This window comes from Vandammella animalimorsus, from assembly GCF_002288875.1.
Taxonomy (GTDB): domain Bacteria; phylum Pseudomonadota; class Gammaproteobacteria; order Burkholderiales; family Burkholderiaceae_C; genus Lampropedia; species Lampropedia animalimorsus.
Genome location: NZ_NTBH01000001.1, coordinates 843,266 through 856,766, shown reverse-complemented (window position 1 = coordinate 856,766; position 13,501 = coordinate 843,266). Strand labels below are relative to the sequence as shown.

General features: G+C 66.4%; 12 protein-coding genes and 4 tRNA genes. 11 read left to right on the top strand and 5 right to left on the bottom strand.

The window, feature by feature from the left end; translation table 11 throughout:
* Window positions 1–82: 82 nt before the first annotated feature.
* The 4 genes from CLI93_RS03625 to tsaD all read left to right on the top strand — a co-directional run bounded on the left by CLI93_RS03625 (window position 83) and on the right by tsaD (window position 3,921).
* Window positions 83–1,108 carry a class 1 fructose-bisphosphatase gene (locus tag CLI93_RS03625; protein WP_095543578.1) on the top strand — a complete coding sequence of 342 codons (1,026 nt, stop codon included), beginning with the start codon at window positions 83–85 and terminating at the stop codon, window positions 1,106–1,108.
* 78 nt (window positions 1,109–1,186) lie between these two features.
* Window positions 1,187–1,262 (top strand) — tRNA-Thr (locus CLI93_RS03620).
* A 142-nt stretch (window positions 1,263–1,404) separates the two neighbouring features.
* Entirely contained in the window at window positions 1,405–2,781 is a 1,377-nt protein-coding gene (locus CLI93_RS03615) for an MATE family efflux transporter (RefSeq protein WP_095995662.1), read from the top strand.
* A 12-nt stretch (window positions 2,782–2,793) separates the two neighbouring features.
* Window positions 2,794–3,921, top strand: a complete 1,128-nt coding sequence (gene tsaD, locus CLI93_RS03610; RefSeq protein ID WP_095549057.1) for a tRNA (adenosine(37)-N6)-threonylcarbamoyltransferase complex transferase subunit TsaD — start codon at window positions 2,794–2,796, stop codon at window positions 3,919–3,921.
* 33 nt (window positions 3,922–3,954) lie between these two features.
* Here tsaD and CLI93_RS03605 read toward each other — a convergent pair whose 3' ends face one another.
* The gene (locus CLI93_RS03605; RefSeq protein ID WP_095543580.1) at window positions 3,955–4,347 is read right to left on the bottom strand and encodes a pyrimidine dimer DNA glycosylase/endonuclease V; all 393 of its coding nucleotides are present in this window, start codon (window positions 4,345–4,347) and stop codon (window positions 3,955–3,957) included.
* Window positions 4,348–4,359: 12 nt separating this feature from the next.
* Window positions 4,360–4,839 (bottom strand): Fur family transcriptional regulator, encoded by a 480-nt coding sequence (locus CLI93_RS03600; RefSeq protein ID WP_095995661.1) that lies wholly within the window; start codon window positions 4,837–4,839, stop codon window positions 4,360–4,362.
* Window positions 4,840–5,091: 252 nt separating this feature from the next.
* Here CLI93_RS03600 and rpsP point away from each other — a divergent pair, with 252 nt between their 5' ends.
* The 7 genes from rpsP (at window position 5,092) to CLI93_RS03565 (ending at window position 9,508) form a co-directional block, all read left to right on the top strand.
* Window positions 5,092–5,349 (top strand): 30S ribosomal protein S16, encoded by a 258-nt coding sequence (rpsP, locus tag CLI93_RS03595; protein ID WP_095540567.1) that lies wholly within the window; start codon window positions 5,092–5,094, stop codon window positions 5,347–5,349.
* Window positions 5,350–5,624: 275 nt separating this feature from the next.
* Window positions 5,625–6,305 (top strand): ribosome maturation factor RimM, encoded by a 681-nt coding sequence (gene rimM / locus CLI93_RS03590; RefSeq protein ID WP_420823099.1) that lies wholly within the window; start codon window positions 5,625–5,627, stop codon window positions 6,303–6,305.
* A gap of 43 nt (window positions 6,306–6,348) precedes the next feature.
* Window positions 6,349–7,587 (top strand): O-succinylhomoserine sulfhydrylase, encoded by a 1,239-nt coding sequence (locus tag CLI93_RS03585; RefSeq protein ID WP_095543583.1) that lies wholly within the window; start codon window positions 6,349–6,351, stop codon window positions 7,585–7,587.
* A 49-nt stretch (window positions 7,588–7,636) separates the two neighbouring features.
* Window positions 7,637–9,058 (top strand): glutamate--tRNA ligase, encoded by a 1,422-nt coding sequence (gene gltX / locus CLI93_RS03580; RefSeq protein ID WP_095995659.1) that lies wholly within the window; start codon window positions 7,637–7,639, stop codon window positions 9,056–9,058.
* A gap of 132 nt (window positions 9,059–9,190) precedes the next feature.
* Window positions 9,191–9,266 (top strand) — tRNA-Ala (locus tag CLI93_RS03575).
* Window positions 9,267–9,303: 37 nt separating this feature from the next.
* Window positions 9,304–9,379 (top strand) — tRNA-Glu (locus tag CLI93_RS03570).
* Window positions 9,380–9,431: 52 nt separating this feature from the next.
* Window positions 9,432–9,508: transfer RNA gene (locus CLI93_RS03565), tRNA-Asp, on the top strand.
* Window positions 9,509–9,983: 475 nt separating this feature from the next.
* Here the strand turns inward: CLI93_RS03565 and CLI93_RS03560 are convergent.
* The 3 genes from CLI93_RS03560 to CLI93_RS03550 form a co-directional block, all read right to left on the bottom strand.
* On the bottom strand, window positions 9,984–12,515 hold the full coding sequence (locus CLI93_RS03560; protein ID WP_143326979.1) for a TonB-dependent siderophore receptor: 2,532 nt from the start codon (window positions 12,513–12,515) through the stop codon (window positions 9,984–9,986).
* A gap of 248 nt (window positions 12,516–12,763) precedes the next feature.
* On the bottom strand, window positions 12,764–13,192 hold the full coding sequence (locus CLI93_RS03555) for a type II toxin-antitoxin system VapC family toxin (RefSeq protein ID WP_238945867.1): 429 nt from the start codon (window positions 13,190–13,192) through the stop codon (window positions 12,764–12,766).
* The gene (locus CLI93_RS03550; protein WP_095542848.1) at window positions 13,189–13,443 is read right to left on the bottom strand and encodes a type II toxin-antitoxin system Phd/YefM family antitoxin; all 255 of its coding nucleotides are present in this window, start codon (window positions 13,441–13,443) and stop codon (window positions 13,189–13,191) included. Before CLI93_RS03550 ends, CLI93_RS03555 begins: the two co-directional genes overlap by 4 nt.
* Window positions 13,444–13,501 lie beyond the last annotated feature (58 nt).

Here is a 13,501-nt window from a genome sequence, read left to right as displayed (position 1 = left end):
GATGGGTGCAGACCTCTCTTTCTCCAGCGGCACCGGCGGCCAAGTTGCCCGGGCCTGTTTTCATTGGCTTTTCTGACCCACCATGTCCAAAAAACGCATTTCCCTCTCCCGTTACCTGGTCGAGCAGCAGCGCGTCGATGGCCGCATCCCGGCCCAGCTGCGCTTGCTGCTGGAGGTCGTGGCGCGCGCCTGCAAGCGCATCAGTTTTGAAGTCAACAAAGGCGCGCTGGGCGAGGCCATGGGCAGCGCCGGCAGCGAGAACGTGCAGGGCGAGGTGCAGAAAAAGCTCGACATCATCGCCAACGAGGTGCTGATCGAGGCCAACGAATGGGGCGGCCACCTGGCGGCCATGGCCAGCGAGGAGATGGAGGGCATTTACCTGGTGCCCAACCGCTACCCGCAGGGTGAGTACCTGCTGCTGTTCGACCCGCTCGATGGTTCGTCCAACATCGACGTCAACGTCAGCATCGGCACCATCTTCAGCGTGCTGGAAAAGCCCCAGGAGCAGCGCGGCGTGACGGTGGACGACTTTCTGCAGCCGGGCGCGCGGCAGGTGGCAGCGGGCTACTGCGTTTTTGGCCCGCAGACCACGCTGGTGCTGACCGTGGGCGACGGCGTGGCCATGTTCACGCTGGACCGCGAGCAAGGCTCGTTCGTGCTCATCGAGGAGAACGTCCGAATCCCCGAGGACACCAAGGAGTTCTCCATCAACATGAGCAATATGCGCCATTGGGACGGGGCCGTGCGGCGCTACATCGACGAGTGCCTGGCCGGCGAGGAGGGCCCGCGCGGCAAAAACTTCAATATGCGCTGGATTGCCAGCATGGTGGCCGACATCCACCGCATCCTCAGCCGTGGCGGCATCTTCATGTATCCCTGGGATCAGCGCGAGCCGGCCAAGCCCGGCAAGCTGCGCCTGATGTACGAGGCCAACCCCATGGGCTGGCTGATCGAGCAGGCCGGCGGCGTGGCCAGCAATGGCCGCCAGCGCATTCTGGACATCCAGCCCACGCAATTGCACGAGCGCGTCTCGGTCATCATGGGCGCGAAGAATGAGGTCGAGCGCATCGAGCGTTATTACGCCGAGCTCGATGCCAGTCAGTCCTGAACGCCCGCTCAAACCCTCGCGCCTAGCCGGTGTGCGAGCCGCTGTGAAAGGGCGCTATAATCTCGCCCTTTCACAAAGGCCGAATTAGCTCAGTTGGTAGAGCAGCTCATTCGTAATGAGAAGGTCGGGGGTTCGACTCCTCTATTCGGCACCACGCATTGCGCCACCGGCACCATGCCCGCCTGGTGGCAAGACTGGAAACGCCACTCTTCCCATGCGCGAAGGTGGCGTTTTTCCATTGGCTCCGCGCGCGGCTGGTTGTCTCAGCGTGCGTGCGCAGGCACAGCCCAGCTGCCATGTCCGAACTCAAATCCATCGCCCGCCATACCGGGGTCGTCTTTGTCGGCCAACTGGCCGTGATGGCCTTTGGCGTGACCGACACCATGGTGGCCGGACGCCATTCGGCCCAGGCGCTGGCTGCATTGTCGGTCGGCACGGCCATTTACATCAGCGTCTATGTGGGGCTGATGGGCGTGCTGCAGGCGCTGTTGCCGATCTGGGCCGAGTTGCAGGGCGCGCGCCGCCATGGCGAGGTCGGGCGCTCGCTGCGCCAGGCGCTGTATCTGTGCGCTGCCTGCATCGTGCTGGGCATGGCAGTGCTGCTGATGCCAGGGCCGCTGCTGCGCGCTGCCCAGGTGCCGCCGGCCTTGCAGGCCGAGGCCGAACGCTATCTGGCCGTGCTGGCCTGGGCGCTGCCGCCGGCGTTGCTGTTTCGCCTCTACAGCACACTCAACCAAAGCCTGGGCCATCCGCGCCTGGTCACGCTGCTGCAGGTCGGGGCGCTGCTGCCCAAGATCGCCTTGTCAGTGTGGCTGACGTTTGGCGGCGCTGGGCTGCCGCCGCAGGGCGCAGTCGGATGCGCCTGGGCCACGCTGCTGGTCAATTGCGGGCTGCTGCTTGTGGCGCTGTGGTTGCTGCGCACGCAAGGCCTGTACGCCCCTTATGCCATTTGGCAACGCCTGGAGCGCCCCGACTGGCGCCAGCTGGCCGCCTTTGTTCGCTTGGGCGTGCCGGCCGGGCTGTCGGTGATGGTCGAGGTCACCTCGTTCACGCTGATGGCCTTGTTCATCGCCCGCCTGGGCACGCTGGCCTCGGCCAGCCATCAGATTGCCGGCAACGTGGCTGCGCTGCTGTACATGCTGCCGCTGGCGCTGGGCATTGCCACCAGCATGCGCGTGAGCCATTGGCGCGGCGCGGGCGATGCCGCCCGGGCCCGGCACGCCGCAGGCCTGGGTGTGGGCGCGGCGGCGGCGCTGGCCTTGTTGGCTGCGGCGGCGCTGGCCCTGGCCGCCGGCCCGGTGGCTGCGCTGTACGTGAGTGATCCTGCCATCGCCGCGGCCACGCAAGGGCTGTTGCTGTGGGTGGCTGCCTACCACCTGGGTGATGCGCTGCAGGCAGTGGCGCTGTTCGTGCTGCGCAGCTACCGCATCACGGTGCTGCCCTTCGTGCTTTACGCGCTGCTGCTGTGGGGCCTGGGCCTGAGCGGTGGCTACCTGCTGGCCTTCCAAGGGCTGGGGCAGTGGCCAGCCATGCAGGCGCCGCAGGCTTTCTGGATGACCAGCGCCACCGCGCTGCTGCTGGTGGCGGCGCTGCTGTGTGGCCTGCTGTGGCGTGTGGCGCGGGCCGATTGCTCGGATAATGGCGCGCCCCGCCGCAGCCCTGCCGGGCCTTGAATGAATCCGCCCATGCCTTTGCCCAACGCCTTGCCCCCATCCCCCCAGACCTTGCCGCAGGCCCTGGACGCGGCCACCCGGCCTTTGCGGGTGCTGGGCATCGAGTCCTCCTGCGACGAAACCGGCGTGGCCCTGGTGCAAACGCAACCGGCAGCGCCAGGCGCGGCCTGCCCGCCAGTGCCGCAGCTGCTGGCCCATGCGCTGCACAGCCAGATTGACATGCACCGGCTCTATGGCGGCGTGGTGCCCGAGCTGGCCAGCCGCGACCACATCCGCCGCGTGCTGCCGCTGACGCAACAGGTGTTGCAGCAGGCCGGCTGCAGTCTGCACGAGCTCGATGTCATTGCCTACACCAAGGGCCCGGGCCTGGCCGGGGCGCTGCTGGTCGGTGCGGGCGTGGCCTGCGCGCTGGGCGCAGCGCTGGGCACGCCGGTGCTGGGCGTGCACCATCTGGAAGGGCACTTGCTCTCGCCCTTCCTCAGCGCCGATCCGCCGCAATTTCCCTTTGTTGCGCTGCTCGTCTCGGGCGGGCACACCCAGCTGATGCGCGTCGATGGCGTGGGGCGCTATGAACTGCTGGGCGAAACCATTGACGATGCTGCGGGCGAGGCCTTCGACAAATCGGCCAAGCTGTTGGGCCTGCCCTATCCGGGCGGGCCGGAGCTGGCGCGACTGGCCGAGCAGGGCGATGCCCAGGCCTTTGACCTGCCGCGCCCGCTGCTGCGCGGCGACAACCTGGACTTCTCCTTCGCGGGGCTGAAAACGGCTGTGCTCACCCAGGTGCAGCGCCTGGGCGAACAGGCGCAAGCGCGCCGCCACGACCTGGCTGCCAGCACCCAAGCGGCCATTGTCGACGTGCTGGTGCGCAAGGCCTTGCTGGCTTTGCGCCAGACCGGGTTGCAGCGCTTGGTGGTGGCCGGTGGCGTGGGCGCCAACCGTCTGCTGCGCGCCACGCTGGACGAGGCCTGCGCCCGGCGCGGTGTGCGCGTGCATTACCCCGAGCTGTACCTGTGCACCGACAACGGCGCCATGATTGCGCTGGCAGCCGCCATGCGATTGCAGGCTGGCCTGCAAGAACCCAGCCGCGCCTGGAGCTTTGATGTGCTGCCGCGCTGGCCGCTGGAAGACGTGGCGGTGTAAGAGCCTGTTCAAAGCCTCTGTACGGCGGGCTGGTCACTTGGGCTTTTGGGTGGTGCAGGTAAAACGCGCCCGCGCCGGCATGCGCTCGGCGATGCGCGAGCGGTTCAGCGCCAGAGCTTGTTCGGTGGGCGTGTAGTCTTGCCACAGCGCCGGGTTTTCGGGCAGTGCCGCCGGCCAGATGTGCTGCACCTTGAAGCCGCGCGCCAGGCACTCGGCGTGCAGCGCTTCGTAGCGGCGCTGCAGGAATGCCAGCTTGTCGAAGAAAAAGCGCACGTGGCCTGTGCCCAGGCAATAGTCCTCGGGTTGGCCTTGCAAGCGGTATTTGCCCTTGGCGACGGCATTGGGGATGCGCGTGAGCTCACGGTGCTCGGCCAGCAGATGCTGGTCGCACAGTTCGGCGGGGGGGACGAGATTGATGCGGGTCATGCCAACGTGGCATCACTTGGCCGCGCCGCTGCCGCTGCAAGCCGAGCACAGGCCATAGAGCGTGATGTCGTGGCTTTGCAGCACAAAGCCTTCAGGCAGCAGGCGCGCAAAAGTGTCGTTGCAGCCATGCACGTCGAACACCTTTTCACAGTGCTGGCAGCGAAAGTGATGGTGGTGGTGCTCGGCTTGATGGGCCAGCTCGTAGTACAGACGATCGCCCGGCAGCGGCACGGGGCTGAGCTCGCCAGCCTCGACCATGGCCTTGAGGTTGCGGTACACCGTGGCAATGCCCAGACCAGGCACGAGCTGCTGCGCGGCGCTGAGCACTTCGGGCGGGGAGAGCGGGCGTGCCTCGCGCTGCAGCACGGCGCGGATGGCCGCGCGTTGACGCGTGGCGCGCTCGCCATGTGGCGGTCGGTCATGCGTTGTGCGAGCCTCGTCCGACGCGGGACTGGGGGCAGAGCGGGCAGTGGTGCGGGCTGTCGGCTTCATGGGGCGATTGTGCCATTGCTCTATCGTGCGCAGCAGAGCATGCGAATGCCTCGGCGGTCGCATCGGCGTGGCAGGGGGGCAAGCGCCGGCTTGTATTGCGCCGCCAGGCTGTTGCTATAATCGCGCGCTTTGCAGCGTCGTCGCTGGCCGGGTGGTCATGTCGCGTGTCTCTCAACGCTGCGGATTTTTTTCGCATGTGCTGGGCGGGTTTTGTTTTATGCCAGCCATGCAGGCCCAAAGGAAATTCTCGCAATGGTCGTAATCAGACTCTCCCGCGGCGGCTCCAAGGCTCGTCCGTTTTACAACATCGTTGTTGCCGACAAGCGCGTGCGCCGCGATGGCCGTTTCATTGAGCGCATTGGCTACTACAACCCCAATGCCCGTGGCGCCGAGCAAGGCTTGCAACTCAGCCATGACCGCCTGAGCTACTGGCAAGGTGTGGGCGCCCAGGCTTCGGAGACCGTGCAGCGCCTGATCAAGCAATCGGCCAAGCAGCAAGTGGCTGCTTGATATGCAGTGCAGAGGCCCGTTGTGGGCCTCTCTTGCAAGATTTTTCGGGCCGTCTAATTTTTTAGTGCCGCCCGTTGCCATAGACAGGCTCTGGCCACGCAAGTGGTGCAGCGCCTGTTTTTTATTGTGCCCGGCGTGTGCGCCTGCTGCGTCTGGGCATGGGCCTTGCTTGGTGCCGTGGTTTTCATCGGCGCCGGCGTGTTCAAGCCACTGGAGACCTTGCTTTCATGCAGTATCGCAAGCGCAAGCCCACCCATTCCCCTGCAAGCTCCCGCGTGCAAGCCATACCCAAGGCATTGGCCGATGCAGCTGCGCCAGCAGGGCCGCAGCTGCGCCAGGCATTGGCGCAATTGGCGGCAGAGGCGCCGCCCGAGCCGCTGATTGACCTGGCGCGCATCACTGGAGCGTGGGGCGTGCGCGGCTGGATCAAGCTCGCGCCGTTCAGCGCCGATGCCGATGCGCTGCACGAGGCGCGCGACTGGTTCATTGCCCCGCCCGATGCGCAGCGCCGTCAGGGCCCGCGCCATTTTGATGCGCCATTACAAGTGCGTGTGCTGCAGCTGAAGCCGCAAGGTGATGCGTTGGTGGCGCAGCTGCAGGGCATTGACGACCGCGACGTGGCGCAGGCCCTGCGCGGCGCCACCATTGCCTTGCCGCGAAGCGCCTTTCCGGCGTTGCCCGAGGGCGAGTTTTATTGGGTGGATCTGCTCGGCCTGCAGGTGCGCAACCGGCAGGCGGTGGTATTGGGCACGGTGGCGGAGATGCTCTCCAACGGCCCGCAGTCCGTGCTGGTGGTGCGCGAGCAGCCCCCGGCCGATGTGCTGAATGCACTCAATGCTCCCGGAGCGCCTGCGCCGCGCCTGCGCGAGCACCTGATCCCCTTCGTCGATGCCTATGTGGACAGCGTCTCGCTGGCCGATGGGCAAATCGTCGTGGACTGGCAGCCCGACTACTGATGGCGCCATGCCATGCGCACGCCTGCCGCGCGCAAGCAACTCAATGGAATTTCCCGTGACCGATCCCGAAACCTCTTCGCCCTTGCCCGAAGGCCTGCACCGCCAGAGCCTGGCCGTGCGCCAGGCCTTGGCGCCCAGCCAGTATGGCGAGCATTCCGAAGCCCTGTTCCTCACCAGCAGCTATGTGCAGCCCGATGCCCAGACCTCGGCGCAGCGCTTTGCCGGTGAGCAGCCGGGTTTTACCTACACCCGCACCGCCAACCCCACTGTCACCAGCTTCGAGCAGCGCCTGGCCGCACTCGAAGGCACCGAGTGCGCTTTGGGCACGGCCACCGGGATGGCTGCCATCGCGACTTTGGCCTATGGCCTGCTGCAAAGCGGCGACCACATCGTGGCATCGCGCTCCATGTTCGGCTCCACCATCAGGCTGTTGGGCAGTGAGCTGCAGCGCTTTGGCGTGGAAACCAGCTTCGTCTCACAGACCGACGTGAACGAATGGCGCCAGGCCATCCGCCCCGGCCGCACCAAACTGCTGTTTGCGGAGACGCCCACCAACCCGCTGACCGAAGTCTGCGACATCCAGGCCCTGGCCGATCTGGCGCACAACAGCGGCGCCTGGCTGGCGGTGGACAATTCCTTTCTGACGCCCGCGCTGCAACAGGCCGCTGCGCTGGGGGCCGATTTCGTGCTGCACTCGGGCACCAAATTCCTGGAAGGGCAGGGCCGGGTGATGGCTGGCGCAGTCTGCGGCAGCCATGCGCTGGTCGAGCAAAAGCTCGGCCCCTACCTGCGCACGGCCGGCTTCAGCCTCTCGCCCTTCAATGCCTGGGTTGTGCTCAAAAGCATGGAAACCCTGTTCGTGCGCATGCAGGCCCAGAGCCGCCATGCGCTGGCGCTGGCCCAGTGGCTGGAGCAGCACCCCAAGGTGGGGCGGGTTCATTACCCTGGCCTGGCCAGCCATCCGCAGCACGCGCTGGCCATGCGCCAGCAAGGCGGCGCCGGCGGCGCGGTACTGGCCTTTGAAGTGCCCGGCCAGTCGCCCGAGCAACTGCGCGCCAACGCCTTTGCCGTCATCGACCAATGCCAGCTGCTCAGCCGCACCACCAACCTCGGCGATGTCAAGACCACCATCTCGCACCCGGCCACCACCTCGCACGGCCGGTTGAGCGAGGCACAGCGCCAGGCCGCCGGCATCGGCCAGGGGCTGCTGCGCATCTCGGTCGGGCTGGAGCACCCGGACGACCTGCAGCGCGACCTGCAGCGCGGCCTGCAGGCCTTGTGAGCCGCCATTCGAGCCCCCATTCGCCCTACTCAACACCACCGCACGCACCATGAGCACCCAACCCACTGGCGGCAAAGTCCGCACACGTTTTGCCCCGTCGCCCACCGGCTTCATTCACCTGGGCAACATCCGCTCCGCGCTCTACCCCTGGGCCTTTGCCAAAGCCAATGGCGGCGACTTCATCCTGCGCATTGAAGATACCGATCAGGAGCGCTCCACCCAGGCCGCCGTCGATGTGATTCTGGAGAGCATGGCCTGGCTGGGCATGGAGCCCGACGAAGGCCCGTTCTATCAAATGCAGCGCATGGAGCGCTACAAAGAAGTGCTGGCGCAGATGCAGGCCCAAGGTTTGGTCTACCCCTGCTACATGAGCGTGGCCGAGCTGGATGCGCTGCGCGAGCGCCAAATGGCCGCCAAGCAAAAGCCCCGCTACGACGGCACCTGGCGGCCCGAGCCGGGCAAACAACTGCCGCCCGTGCCCGAAGGCGTGCAACCCGTGCTGCGCTTCAAAAACCCCCAGGGCGGCGTGGTCGCGTGGGACGACAAGGTCAAAGGCCGTATCGAGATCAGCAATGACGAGCTGGACGATTTGGTCATCGCTCGCCCCGATGGCACGCCCACCTACAACTTCTGCGTGGTGGTGGACGACATCGACATGGGCATCACCCACGTCATCCGCGGCGACGACCACGTCAACAACACCCCGCGCCAGATCAACATCTTCCGCGCGCTGGGCAAGGAGCCGCCCGTCTATGCCCACCTGCCCACCGTGCTCAACGAACAGGGCGAGAAGATGAGCAAGCGCCATGGCGCCAAGGCCGTGACGCAATACCGCGACGAAGGCTACCTGGCCGATGCCATGGTCAACTATCTGGCGCGTCTGGGCTGGAGCCACGGCGACGACGAAATCTTCTCGCGCGAACAATTCCTGCAATGGTTTGATCTCGACCATCTGGGCAGCAGTGCTGCACGCTTTGACGAAGCCAAGCTGCGCTGGGTCAATGCACAGCACATGAAAATGGCCAGCGACACAGCCCTGGCCGAGCTGCTGGCGCCGCGCCTGGCTGCGCGAGGCATCCAGGCCAGCGCCCTGGCCGATGGCCGCCTGCCGGCCATCGTCGCGCTCTTCAAGGATCGTTGCGAAACCCTTGAAGATCTGGCCCGTTGGGCCCAGCCGTTCTACAGCGAGCAGCCCAGCATCAACCTGGCGGACTACGAGCAGCACGTCACCGAAACCATCCGCCCGGCGCTTGACGCCTTGGCCCAGGCCCTGGCCGTACTGCCGCAGTGGCAGGCCGCGCACATCAGCGCCGCCTTCAAGCAAGTGCTCAAGGAGCAGGGCCTGAAAATGCCCCAACTGGCCATGCCCGCGCGCGTGCTGACCATGGGCGTGGCGCAGACGCCATCCATCGATGCCGTGTTCGAATTGATGGGACAGAAAAAAATTCTCGAACTTTTGCAAAAGCGCTGAAAATTGCTATACAATGCGAGGCTTCGCTGATGACGAAATCTTGAAAGCCAAGTCCAAGACAAAAGGCTGATAAGACGAAAGCAACAGCGAAGACCAGCAAAAGCCCTGGGGCAACCCAAGGCAGCAAAATTTGGGGGTATAGCTCAGCTGGGAGAGCGCTTGCATGGCATGCAAGAGGTCAGCGGTTCGATCCCGCTTACCTCCACCAAAACACCAGGCCCGCAGGGCCTGAGTCCAAAGGCTACGACCCTATCGTCTAGAGGCCTAGGACACCACCCTTTCACGGTGGGTACCGGGGTTCGAATCCCCGTAGGGTCGCCAAGTCCAGAGCACTTGGCCGGTTGCATCAAAGCCGGCGAACGCTCCGCTACCAGGAGCGGTAGTTCAGTTGGTTAGAATACCGGCCTGTCACGCCGGGGGTCGCGGGTTCGAGCCCCGTCCGCTCCGCCAAAATAAACCCCTTTGCAGCATCGGTTGCAAGGGGGTTTTTTCTTGCGCACAGCCTACGTTGCGCACAGCCTGCGCAGCTTGCACAGGCGCTGGCAGCGGCAGACAGTTTTCTCGTTGCAAAGCGCACAGCCGGGCCGCCAGGCCCGGCGGGCGCTTACCAGCGCCAGCTCACGCTGACCGTCACCTTGGGCGGCTCGCCGCAGAAGCAACCGTCATGCTGCAATGGAAGCTAGAGCGGTTTCGATTCTGATGAAGACATTTCCTGCAAGCGCCGCTGGTTCTCGTCACACCCGCGAAAGCGGGTGTCCAGTCGCGACACTGACGGGGCGGCGCTGCCCTTGGCCAATCCCCCGCTCGTGCGCAAGGGCGGCGCTGGATGCCCGCCTTCGCGGGCATGACGAGAGCGACCCTGCGAGATGGCGATGCCAGTCAGCGGCCATGTCTTGGATTTGTCAACGTTCGATCAGAACATGCTCTAGAAGCGGTAATCCAGCGTCAGCAGCACGTTGCGGCGCGCGCCCCACCAGCAATCGCCGCGCTCCAGACAGGCGGCAAAGTACACCTTGTCGGCAGCGTTTTGCACGTTCAGGGCCAGACGCCAGGGGCCGTTGTCATAGGCCAGCATCAGATCCAGCAAGGCCGACGAGGGCACGCGCGGGCCGCTGCCGTCACGGAAGGCGCTGGCCCAGCGCAGGCCGGCGCCCGCCGACCAGCCTTGCCGCGCGTCGCCAAAACGGTACTTGCCCCACACGCTGGCCTGGTGTTTGGGCAGGCCTTCGAGCTGTTTGTCCAGATCGATGTAGTTGTAATGGGCCAGCAGCTCGAAGCGGCGGCCAAGCTGTCCGCGCGTCTCCAGCTCCAGGCCGCGCGTGCGGGTTTGGCCCAGCTGGTTGTATTCGTTGGGACGGGGCTGCTGGATGCGGTTGACTTCGCGCAGGTCATAAATGGCGGCGTTGAAAGCCATCGTTTGGCCGGGCGGCTCGTATTTCACGCCCAGCTCCCACTGCTTGCCTTTGAGGGGCTTGAAGTTTTGCCCCTGGCGCGGCGCTTGGGGCAGAAAGGATTCGGTATAGCTGATGTAGGGGTTCCAGTGCTGCGGGCCGAGATACATGGCTGCCAGGCGCCCGGTGGTGGCGCTGGTCTTGACGGCGTCCGATCCTTGCGCGCCCGAGCGCGCCCGGTCACGCCGCAGGCCAGCCGTGAAGGCCCACGGGCCCCACTTGATCTGGTCTTGCGCGTAAAAGCCCAGCTGATGCTGATGAGCCACCGGATAGGCAACGTAGTTGCCCGAAGGGCTGAACTGGCCGTACACCGGGTTCCAGGCGTCGATGAGACTTTCATCCCCGTCTGATTCCCAGACGCTTTCCTTGAAGCGGATCACGTCCAGCCCGGCCAGCACGGTGTGCTGTGCGCCGCCGGCGCTGAACTGGCCTTGCACGTGGGTGTCAGCCAGGGTCATGCGGGTGCGGGTGCGGCTGTCGCTGAGTACGCGGCGCAGCAGGCGCTGGTTGATCGGATCGGCGCCCCAGCCGCCAGGAATGGTTTCGTAGTCGGCCCAGAAGTAGCGCGCGTCGTTGGCGTTGCGCGAGTGACGGAAGTTCTGCCGCAGCGCCCATTGCGCATTGAAGGCGTGCTCGAAACGCCAGCCGACATGCGTGTGGCGCGTGTTGTAGAAGTCGCTGGGCTCGCCAATGAAGCGGCTGGTGGGCAAGTAGCCCGGCACGGCAGGAAACAAGGTGCCGGCCAAGGGAAAGAACTGGGCGGTGTTGCCGCTTTTGTCGCGCTGCCACAGGGCATGCAGCGTGAGCGATGTGGCGGCGTTGGGCCGCCAGGTCAGCGAGGGCATGAGCAGGGCGCGATCATCGCGCACATGATCGACTTGCGTGTCGGACTTGCGCGCCAGGGTGACCAGGCGATAGGCCAGTTGCTCGTTGATGGGGCCGGTCAGGTCCAGCTGCGCCTGCCGGCGGTTGAAGCTGCCCAGCTGCACGCCCACTTCACGCTGAGGCTCGAACAGGGGGCGCTTGCCGACCATGTTCATGACGCCGCCCACGCTGCCTGCGCCAAACAGCATGCCGGCGGGGCCGCGCAGCACTTCCACGCGCTCCAGCGTGTAGGGGTCGAAGCGGATGGTGCTGGTGTACCAGTTGTAGTTGCCGCGCAGACCGTCCAGGTAATTGACCGGGTTGGCGCCGCGCACGGCCATGCCGTCGTTGCGCGAGTCCAGTCCATACAGGTCGGAGCGCACGCCGGCGGCGTAGGTCAGTGCGTCCTGCACGTTGGTCATGCCCTGTTCGGTCATTTGGTCGCGCGTGACGACGGTGACCGACTGCGGCGTTTCGGCCAGCGGGGTGTCGGTCTTGGTGGCTGTGACGGCGCGGCGCGCACGGTAGCCAAAGACGGGGCCGGTGGCAGTTTCGGGCGCGGCCTGCACGGTGACGGCGGGCAGGGTTTGCACGCTGGCGCCGGCGGCGCGCGTGGGGGCCGGGGCGCGGCGCAGCGTGAAGCTGCCGTCGGCCTGCTGCTCGGCTTGCAGGCCGCTGCCGGCCAGCAGCGCGGCCAGGCCGCTTTGCGGGCTGTGGCGGCCTTGCAGGGCGGGGGCCTGGCGGCCCTGGGTCAGCGCGGGGTCGAAGGACAGCAGCAGCCCGGCCTGCCCGGCAAAGGCCGCCAGCGAGGCGCCCAGCGGCCCGGCGGGCAGGTTGTAGTGGCGCGTGGCCGGGGTGGTGGCCTGGGTGGCTGTGGTGATGGCGGCGGCGGTTTGGGCCTGGGCGCTGCGGGCGGGCAGCAGCGCGCCGCCAGCGGCCAGGCTGGCCGTGGCGAATGCGGCCGCCAATGCCAGCGCGCTGGGGCGCAGGCCATGCGGCTGCGCCCGTGCCTGTATGGCGGCCGGCGTGAGGCGGCGGGGGCGGCCGGTGGCCAAAGTGGCGGCAATGGCTGTGGGGCCGGCGGCGGGAATGACGGCGGAAATGACAGGGGGAAAAGCGATGGAAATGGCGCGGCGGGCCATAGGTGCTCCTTTCGTGGCGGCAGGGGAGGGTCAATCAAGCTTTGGCTTGGCGCGCCCTGCCGCCCACGCACATGCATGCACCTAGGGCACATGCAGGGCCGGGGCAGCCACACGCCTGGCTACCCCCTATGCCGCATGAGCGCGCAAAAGGGATACGGGCGGGGTGAAATTTTTTTGTGAAGGCAGGTCCGCAGGGCAGGCAGGCAGGCGCGGGCCGAAATCAAACGGCGGTTTGCCGGGCGCTGCGCCTATGGCGCTGGCGCCCACGGGTTGACGAGCGGGACGCCGGTGGGCGCGAAGTCGGCTAGGTTGCGCGTAGCCACGCGCATGCCATGCACCAGTGCCGTGGCGGCGATGAGGGCGTCGCGCTCGGCGCGCCGGTCCGGCACATGCAGCCGGGCGCAGCGCTGGGCCACGGCGGTGTCGATGGGCAGGGTGCGGGTGGCGAATTCGGGCAGCACGCGCCGCTCCAGCCAGGCGCGCAGCAGGGCCCCCTGGGCGGCGTCCTTGCGCTCGATGGAGAGCACGCCCAGCTCCAGCTCCATGACGGTGATGGCGGAAATGAACAAGTCGGCCGCGTCCACGCTGCGCGCCCAGGCGGCGACCTGGGGATCGGCCTTGCCGCTTTGCACTTTGCGCAGTTCGGACAGGACGTTGGTGTCGAGCAGGTACATCATGCGAGATCGGCGGGCTCGGCGCCCAGGCGCAGGCGCGGGGGCTCGAAGGCGATGTCTTCCACGCCGGGCATGGCCAGCGCATCGGCAATGCTGCGCTGCTGCCGGGTCAGGCGCTGGTAGTCCTCGAAGCTGAGCAGCACGTGCGCGGGCCGGCCACGGTCGGTGATGAGCACGGGGCCGCGCTGGGTGGCTTTTTTGGCGCGCGTCACGTCCTGGTTCAGCTCCCGGCTGGATAGGGTGGTGATGGTCATGGGCGGCCTCCTTTTGAACAGGTGCTTAAAAAGTAGGTAAGTTACTACTTTCGTGGCG

Bases quoted from the DNA above. Each gene is read 5' to 3' on its own strand.
- CLI93_RS03625 (WP_095543578.1), top strand. From the start codon at position 83: ATGTCCAAAAAACGCATTTCCCTCTCCCGTTACCTGGTCGAGCAGCAG.
- CLI93_RS03615 (WP_095995662.1), top strand. From the start codon at position 1,405: ATGTCCGAACTCAAATCCATCGCCCGCCATACCGGGGTCGTCTTTGTC.
- tsaD (WP_095549057.1), top strand. From the start codon at position 2,794: ATGCCTTTGCCCAACGCCTTGCCCCCATCCCCCCAGACCTTGCCGCAG.
- CLI93_RS03605 (WP_095543580.1), bottom strand. From the start codon at position 4,347: ATGACCCGCATCAATCTCGTCCCCCCCGCCGAACTGTGCGACCAGCAT.
- CLI93_RS03600 (WP_095995661.1), bottom strand. From the start codon at position 4,839: ATGAAGCCGACAGCCCGCACCACTGCCCGCTCTGCCCCCAGTCCCGCG.
- rpsP (WP_095540567.1), top strand. From the start codon at position 5,092: ATGGTCGTAATCAGACTCTCCCGCGGCGGCTCCAAGGCTCGTCCGTTT.
- CLI93_RS03585 (WP_095543583.1), top strand. From the start codon at position 6,349: ATGGAATTTCCCGTGACCGATCCCGAAACCTCTTCGCCCTTGCCCGAA.
- gltX (WP_095995659.1), top strand. From the start codon at position 7,637: ATGAGCACCCAACCCACTGGCGGCAAAGTCCGCACACGTTTTGCCCCG.
- CLI93_RS03560 (WP_143326979.1), bottom strand. From the start codon at position 12,515: ATGGCCCGCCGCGCCATTTCCATCGCTTTTCCCCCTGTCATTTCCGCC.
- CLI93_RS03555 (WP_238945867.1), bottom strand. From the start codon at position 13,192: ATGATGTACCTGCTCGACACCAACGTCCTGTCCGAACTGCGCAAAGTG.
- CLI93_RS03550 (WP_095542848.1), bottom strand. From the start codon at position 13,443: ATGACCATCACCACCCTATCCAGCCGGGAGCTGAACCAGGACGTGACG.